Consider the following 4,952-nt stretch of genomic DNA (forward strand, 5'->3'; position numbering starts at 1 on the left):
GCTGCAGTGGCGATTATTCGTGCCCGGGGAGTGGGCGGACGACCCGATACGTCGGCGCAAAACCGGGATTCCGCAGGAGGTCGGGCACCGGGAGACGGACTGGACGTGCAGGACGCCCACCGAGTTGATCATTCCCGATGGCTGGGACGATCCCGGGAATTCCCGACCTTGTCGCACAAAGTGATCGGAGCCAGTCGATCAAACTCACCTGGCAAACGGTCGAGATCTCCTGTCAGAGGTCACGAGAGGAGTGAGCGTGAACGATCAGCGCGGTGAGGTGCGCTTTGACGGCGAGGACGACTTCCTCGTCATTCATGCGTTCGTCGTGGAGTGTGCCCCTGGCGACGAAGTCCGGAGAGGGAGACTGCTGTCACTGCGGCGGACCGGCCTGGGCCGCCGGCTGTGGAAGCCGTCGTTCTCAGCTGGCCATGACGTCGCGTAGTGCCCGTACAGCGCGCTCGCGATGGTGCTGGGCGGGGATCGCCTCATACAGGTCCAGCGCCCGGCGACGGACCAAGCCGGTGCGGTAGTCGCCGGGCAGTGCGGTCAGGGCGGTGACCGTACGACGGCGCGCCTGCTCGGTGTCGCCGTTGTGATGGGAGCACGCCGCCGCGTCGATGTTCAGTAAGGTCCGCGTCACGGTGCTGGTCGGCGCGGACAGCTCCAGCGCCCGCCGCTGGCTTTCCCGGGCGCAGCGGGTGTGTGCCTGGATGGCGTCGTCGCGGCGGCGGGCCTCGGCCAGAGCTCTGGCGGCCAGGGCGTAATGGGGCCGGCACAGGTGCCGGACCGCTACGGGGCATGCGGCCCGGCACTTGAGTCCCGGAGGGGCGCCGCACCGCAGACGTGGCACGGAACAGGGTGTACGGGGTGTCAGAAGTGCCGCAGGCGCAGCAGGAACTGGCAGCCGCCGGAGCGTCCGTCGGTGTCGATCTTCACTGTGACCGGAGAGCCGGCGAAGACCGAGTGGGTCACGGGGGTGGCGTCCGAGCACTGGCCCGCGTCACCGTCGGCATAGAGCTGAACGTCGAGGACGATCCTGCCTGTCACGGTGAAAGCGAGGTTGCACCAGCCCGGCTGACTGTCGGCGTCGACCCTGACCGGGTTCCCGAACGCCGGGATCGGCAGCATCGGCACCAGGTTGGCTTCCGAGTTGGCCCCGCACTGGTGGCCTTCACTGCCGGTGCTTTGGGTGAGTCGATAGCTGATGGAGGAGCCCGCGAGGGTCCCGTCCGGGTCGGTGACGCCGAACGCCAGCTGACAGCCGCCGGGACGGTTATCGGTGTCGAGGCGGATGGCCTCCGTCCAGTTCGGTGAGGTGGCCCACTGCTCCCCGGTCCTCCCTTCGCACTGACCCTCGCCGTCGGGGTTGAACTGGATGCCGAGCTGCGGTTCGGCGCTCAGCGGGGCGGCTTCCGACGCGTACGCCGCTGTACTGGACAGGCCGCCGACCATGAATGCGCCTGCGGCCAGGACGAGGGCCAGCGATCTGAGACGTCCGGTCATCCGTAATCCGCTCATACGAGAGTCTCCTCGGAATGTGTGGGCGCGACGGCTGGGCCCGGCGCGCCGCTGTCGTGCCGACCGGCCGGCACGCCCGGCTGGTCCAGACCACAGTATGGGCTGCTGACACCCCACCCCTGTCGGCGTGAACACGCCAATCTGAGGTTTTTGAAGTCCTCGCGCTCCGCGGGTGGTTCAGAGCGTGCGGGCGTGCTGGAAGACAGTGCCGAGCCGTTCACGCAGCCTGGGGTCGGGGATCAACTTCACGGCGCGGGTGAAGTCGTCCTGGGCTGCGGCTAGTGTCCTGCGCCAGTAGTTGATCGTTAGTAGTTGCGTGACTTCTGCTGCTGGTGCGTCAGTTCCTCGTCGGGGCCCGAAGCTGGAGCCGTTGCTGCTGTCTGATGACGAGCGGGCGGTGTTGGAGCGGTGGACGCGGCGGGCTTCGTCGGCCCAGGCGTTGGCCCTGCGCGCGCGGATCGTGCTGGCGTGCGCGGGCCGGGAGATCCCGCCGATCGTCGCGGTCGCCCGGGAGTTGCGGGTGGCCGCCGACACTGTCCGCAAGTGGCGGCGGCGGTTCCTGGCGGAACGGCTGGACGGCCTGGTCGATGAGCCTAGGCCGGGCCGGCCGCCCACCATCAGCGTTGACCAGGTGGAATCGGTCGTGGTCACGACGCTGGAGGAGATCCCGAAGAACGCTACCCACTGGTCGCGCAAGTCGATGGCGGAGCACAGCGGCCTGTCGAAGTCCACCGTCGGCCGGATCTGGCGGAAGTTCCAGCTCAAGCCGCACCTGACGGACACCTTCAAGCTGTCGACGGACCCGCTGTTCGTGGAGAAGGTCTACGACGTCGTCGGCCTGTACTTCAACCCACCCGAGGGCGCGGTGGTCCTCTCGGTGGACGAGAAGTCCCAGATCGTGTGCCACGAACGCTGAAGGAGGCGTTGAGGTAGCTGCTTCTGGAAGCGGTGCTGTGTGAGAGATGGAGGTAGGTCCTCCGGGGTCGCCCTGCAGGGGGAGATCTCAAACCACCGCAGGCTGCGCCGGTTAAGTGCCGGGGTGGTGAGCGCTGCGGCAAAAGGCGCGACAGTGATCGCGTCAGGTATGGGTCAGAAAGGCGAGCGTGAGCGAACCGCTGATGACGTGTCGTAAATTTTCTCAGTGGCGTCGAAACCGGGGCATGATCTGGGCTCCGGGACAAGTCCGGGGGGAGCCTGCTGACTGCCCGGACGGCGTCCGGCATGGAGGCGGCGCGAGTCTGGCCCGGGCTCTTGCATGGAACGTGGGAACCTGTCGCCCCGATACTGCCGCCGGCCCGTTGGGCCGGAGGCGAGAGGGAGAACCCCAAGCGGACAAAACCGCGAGGTGTCGAGTACCGATTCGGGGCACGGGGGCGGACCGTCTCGTAGTAGCGATGAGGCCCGGTAATGCGGGCGGAGTGAAGGGGACGGATCGTCCGGGTCTGCTTGGTGGCCAACCGGAGTGCCCGGGATGAACCAGACGAGCGGATCGAAGTCGTATCAGATCTCGAAACACCTGGTGTTCGAGGCGTACTTGAGGGTCAAGGCCAACAAGGGCGCGGCGGGCGTCGACGGCGAGTCGATCGAGCAGTTCGAGGCTGACCTGCGGGGCAACCTCTACAAGCTGTGGAATCGCATGTCGTCGGGCTGCTACCTTCCGCCGCCGGTCAAGATGGTGGAGATCGACAAGCCGGGAGGACGCGGGGTCAGGGTCCTCGGCGTGCCGACGGTCGCGGACAGAATCGCGCAGACGGTGGTGGCGATGGTGCTGGAGCCGCTGGTGGAACCTGTGTTCCACCCGGATTCCTATGGCTATCGACCCCGGCGTAGCGCACTGGACGCGGTCGAGGCGTGCCGGGAACGGTGCTGGAGAACGGACTGGGTGATCGATATGGACATCCGGGGCTTCTTCGACAACCTCGATCATGATCTCGTCCTCAAGGCGGTCGCCCACCACACCGACCAGCGGTGGGTCCTGCTGTATGTGGAGCGGTGGTTGAAGGCCCCACTCCAGCGGCCGGACGGCAGCCTGCTCGCCCGGGACCGCGGCAGCCCGCAGGGCTCAGCGGTCTCACCCGTGTTGTCCAATTTGTTCATGCACTACGCGTTCGACGCCTGGATGGCCCGGGAACACCCGGGCATCCAGTTCGAGCGGTACTGCGATGACGTAGTGGTCCATTGCCGCAACGAGGTCCAGGCGCACCGGGTGCGTCAGGCCATCGCCGAGCGGCTGGCCGAATGCGGGGGTCTGGAGCTGCATCCCCAGAAGACCCGCATCGTGTACTGCAAGGACAGGAACAGGCGGGGCTCAGCTGAGCACACCTCGTTCACGTTCCTGGGGTACGGGTTTCGCGTTCGAAGGCTCCGGACGAAGCGCGGGGAATACTTCTTCGGCTTCAATCCGGGGGTCAGCGACGAGGCCGCCAAGCTGATCCGGGTGCAGATCCGCCGTTGGCGGCTGCACCTGACCCTGGAGCAGCTCGCCCGGGAGATCAACCCGGTCGTGCGGGGCTGGATCAACTACTTCGGCCGGTTCCATCCGACCGCGTTGCGTTCCAGCCTCAACCGTATCAACGACTATCTGGTGCGGTGGCTCGTCCGCAAGTACAAGCGGTTCCGGCACAAGCGAGCACGGGCGCGAGAGGCGCTGGGCCGTCACGCGCGACGGTTCCCAGGACTCTTCGCCCACTGGAAGCTCGTCGCGCCGTGACCGTGCACGACTGGACGATGGGAGCCGTGTAAGCCGAGAGGTTTACGCACGGTTCTGAGAGCGGCGGCGGGTGAAATCCCCGCCGCCGACTCACCCAGGCCCTGGACCGCTCTCAGCCGGTGCTGCCGATAATGCCGGGCATGCCCGAGCGGCGCACCCACGACTACGTCCGCAACGGGCTGACCACCTTGTTCGCCGCTTTCGACGTGGCCACCGGCGAGGTCATCAGTGCTCTGCACCGCCGGCACCGGGCATCTGAGTTCAAGAAGTTCCTGATCAGGATCGACAAGGAAGTGCCCGCGCACCTGGAGGTCCACCTGATCTGCGACAACTACGGCACTCACAAGACGCCGGCGATCAGGACATGGCTGTCCAAGCATCCCCGCTTTCACATGCACTTCACCCCGACCGGCTCCTCCTGGATCAACCAGGTCGAGCGGTGGTTCGGCTTCCTCGCCGACCAGATGATCCGCCGCGGCGCCCACAAGAACGTGCAGGCCCTCGAAGCCGACATCCGCCGCTGGGTCAAGAACTGGAACGAGGACCCCAAACCGTTCATCTGGACCAAGTCCGCCGAAGAGATCCTCGATTCCCTCGCCCGCTTCTGCCGACGGATCTCTGGCGCAGGACACTAGTAGGGCTCCGTTAGGTCTGTCTCGCGGTGCTGTTTAGGGGCATGTTGGGGGTATGGACGCACATGAAGTGAACCGTGCTCGGGCGAAGT

5 protein-coding genes and 2 pseudogenes are annotated in these 4,952 nt (G+C 66.4%); 5 read left to right on the forward strand and 2 right to left on the reverse strand.

Going from position 1 to position 4,952, the window contains the following annotated elements:
• The first annotated feature begins 19 nt into the window (after positions 1-19).
• Together M2271_RS42695 and M2271_RS42175 are read left to right on the forward strand one after the other, a co-directional pair.
• Entirely contained in the window at positions 20-184 is a 165-nt protein-coding gene (locus M2271_RS42695; RefSeq protein ID WP_348539240.1) for a hypothetical protein, read from the forward strand.
• Positions 185-256: 72 nt separating this feature from the next.
• Positions 257-442, forward strand: a complete 186-nt coding sequence (locus tag M2271_RS42175) for a hypothetical protein (protein ID WP_280892776.1) — start codon at positions 257-259, stop codon at positions 440-442.
• Here the strand turns inward: M2271_RS42175 and M2271_RS42180 are convergent.
• Both M2271_RS42180 and M2271_RS42185 read right to left on the reverse strand, forming a co-directional pair.
• Positions 419-850, reverse strand: coding sequence for a hypothetical protein (locus M2271_RS42180; protein ID WP_280892777.1), 432 nt, complete (start codon positions 848-850; stop codon positions 419-421). The two genes, M2271_RS42175 and M2271_RS42180, sit on opposite strands and share 24 nt — an antisense overlap.
• 20 nt (positions 851-870) lie before the next feature.
• Positions 871-1,518 carry a hypothetical protein gene (locus M2271_RS42185; RefSeq protein WP_280892778.1) on the reverse strand — a complete coding sequence of 216 codons (648 nt, stop codon included), beginning with the start codon at positions 1,516-1,518 and terminating at the stop codon, positions 871-873.
• 361 nt (positions 1,519-1,879) lie between these two features.
• Here M2271_RS42185 and M2271_RS42190 point away from each other — a divergent pair.
• The 3 genes and pseudogenes from M2271_RS42190 to M2271_RS42200 all read left to right on the forward strand — a co-directional run.
• Positions 1,880-2,416, forward strand: a pseudogene (locus M2271_RS42190) (IS630 family transposase); the annotation flags it as partial.
• A 573-nt stretch (positions 2,417-2,989) separates the two neighbouring features.
• Entirely contained in the window at positions 2,990-4,228 is a 1,239-nt protein-coding gene (ltrA, locus tag M2271_RS42195; RefSeq protein ID WP_280892779.1) for a group II intron reverse transcriptase/maturase, read from the forward strand.
• Between the two features lie 95 nt (positions 4,229-4,323).
• Positions 4,324-4,863: pseudogene (locus M2271_RS42200) on the forward strand (IS630 family transposase); the annotation flags it as partial.
• Positions 4,864-4,952 lie beyond the last annotated feature (89 nt).

The organism is Streptomyces sp. LBL, from assembly GCF_029893585.1.
GTDB lineage: Bacteria > Actinomycetota > Actinomycetes > Streptomycetales > Streptomycetaceae > Streptomyces.

What these genes read in the sequence shown, in the direction of transcription:
- ltrA (WP_280892779.1), top strand. Translation starts at nt 2,990, where the DNA reads ATGAACCAGACGAGCGGATCGAAGTCGTATCAGATCTCGAAACACCTG.
- M2271_RS42185 (WP_280892778.1), bottom strand. Translation starts at nt 1,518, where the DNA reads ATGAGCGGATTACGGATGACCGGACGTCTCAGATCGCTGGCCCTCGTC.